At 65.0% G+C, this 1,958-nt stretch carries 4 protein-coding genes; all 4 read left to right on the top strand.

The window, feature by feature from the left end; genetic code table 11:
- On the top strand, positions 1-346 hold a 346-nt coding region (locus CKO31_RS25670), incomplete at its 5' end, for a hypothetical protein (RefSeq protein WP_207148117.1).
- A 65-nt stretch (positions 347-411) separates the two neighbouring features.
- Positions 412-1,164 (top strand): hypothetical protein, encoded by a 753-nt coding sequence (locus CKO31_RS25665; protein WP_200243651.1) that lies wholly within the window; start codon positions 412-414, stop codon positions 1,162-1,164.
- A gap of 9 nt (positions 1,165-1,173) precedes the next feature.
- Entirely contained in the window at positions 1,174-1,716 is a 543-nt protein-coding gene (locus CKO31_RS25660) for a type II toxin-antitoxin system VapC family toxin (RefSeq protein ID WP_200243649.1), read from the top strand.
- Between the two features lie 58 nt (positions 1,717-1,774).
- Positions 1,775-1,958, top strand: a 184-nt coding sequence (locus CKO31_RS25655; protein ID WP_200243646.1) for a hypothetical protein, incomplete at its 3' end; no start/stop codon positions are given.

The following is a 1,958-nucleotide window of genomic DNA, read 5'->3' as shown; positions in this document are numbered from 1 at the left end:
GCAACGGACCATGCCCACCTTCACCCCCGCCCTCGCGCGGCAGCCCGGCACCGGCTTCTGGCTCTACGGCCCCGAGATCTTCAAGACCTACTGCCGCCGCCACAACCTGCGCGCGGACACCGCCGGCACCATCTCCGTCGACCACATCAAAACCCTGTCGAAGGAGCTGCGCGACGCCGACACCATGGTCCTGCGCCTCGGCACCGGCCACGGGAGCGACGACGCCCGCGGCCGGACCGCCTTTGCCCTGGTACGCCACGACCGCGCCCATTTGAGATATTGTTGCGGCAGGAAGCGCTTGGTCCGCACCGTGGCGAATCACGCCTTCCAGCTTGCATGTGTTTGATCAAGGCGCTGATAACTTAGCCGCAACTGGACTTCCCGCTCTTCCCGAACAAGAGGTAGGCGGCCATGGCCGACGCCCACGAGTACAGATTCAGAATCGATGCCTGGACGCCGGAGACCATCCCGATGGCTCGGCTCGCCGACTACATGCGCGATGTCGCCACGCTCCTGGGGGAGACGGAGCATGTGCACTTCGTGCGCGTCGATCCGGGTAGTGCACTGCTGGTGCAGAGCGTCGAGCACGAATCCCTGCACAACGTGCAGGCACGGCTCCGCGCCGATTTCGCCCAGGGCGAAGGGGAAGCGGAAGCGCTCCGGGCGTATCGCAACATCGACAAACGCCTGGCCGAGGACAACGCGAGCGGTGCGCTCTTCGAGCCCGACGGTGCCGAGGTCATCCGGTTTCCCGGCCGCGAGACGCCACAGCCTCTGACCTTCGGTGCCTTCACCCAGCCCGGTACGCTGGACGGCGTATTGATCCGGATCGGGGGCAAAGACGACAGTGTTCCCGTGTGGCTGCAACAGGACGAGGCGCTCTACAAGTGCACCGCCACCCGAGAAATGGCGTGCCGTCTTGCACCCCAACTGTTCAAAGCAGAGCTGCGCGTGCAGGGCAGCGGCCGATGGGAGCGAAATGCCGAAGGCGCTTGGCACCTCAAAAAGTTCTCGATCTCGGCGTTCGAGGTGCTCGATGACACGCCCTTGCCCGCCGTTGTCGAACGCCTGCGCCAAGTGCCGGGCAGTGGCTGGAAGGAGACCCAAGACCCCTATGCGGTGCTGCGGGGCCTTCGGGGGGATGCGGAGCGATGGAGCGGATGAGGTGCATTGATGGTCGTCTTCGACGCGACAACGCTGCTCTATCTGCTTGACCCCGAGGCGAAGCCGCCAACCGACCCCAACACCCACCAGCCCGTGACGGCGGTTCAGGCGCGTGTCGCACACCTTGTCGAGAAGCTTGCTAAAGCCCGCACCAAGATCATCATCCCCACCCCGGCCCTGAGCGAGATCCTGGTGCGTGCCGGCGATGCCGGACCCGCATACCTCGATATCGTCAACAAGAGTGCCTCCTTCCGCATCGTGCCCTTCGACCAGCGTGCTGCGGTGGAAGTGGCCGCAGCACTGCGCGAGGCGCTCGACGCCGGCGACAAGAAAGGTGGCTCCAAAGCCCCCTGGGCCAAGCTGAAGTTCGATCGGCAGATCTTGGCTATTGCCAAGGTCGAAGGCGCAACGACAATCTACTCGGACGATAGCGATATTCAGCGCTTTGCCAAGGGCAGAGGCATCGAGGTGGTGCCGATCGACGCGCTGCCTTTACCGCCCGAGAAGGCCCAGCAGTCCCTATACTTGGAGGACGGTCCGACGGGTACGTAAAGCAAGCGCGCGACGCTGCTCCAGCGCTGTCGAGCATCCCTGTGCACGCCGAGAGGCGGTGCTGCAGATCCAGACCGCAGCACGCGACCAGACTGAGAACAAACAACAACCGCAACGCGCCAGCCAATCCCCCCGGCCACCCGACGCCCCGCAACGGACCATGCCCACCTTCACCCCCGCCCTCGCGCGGCAGCCCGGCACCGGCTTCTGGCTCTACGGCCCCGAGATCTTCAAGACCTACT

The organism is Thiohalocapsa halophila (assembly GCF_016583825.1).
Classification (GTDB): Bacteria; Pseudomonadota; Gammaproteobacteria; order Chromatiales; family Chromatiaceae; genus Thiohalocapsa; species Thiohalocapsa halophila.
The sequence above is the reverse complement of the archived record's forward strand: the minus strand, read 5'-3'. Positions and strand labels throughout refer to the sequence as shown.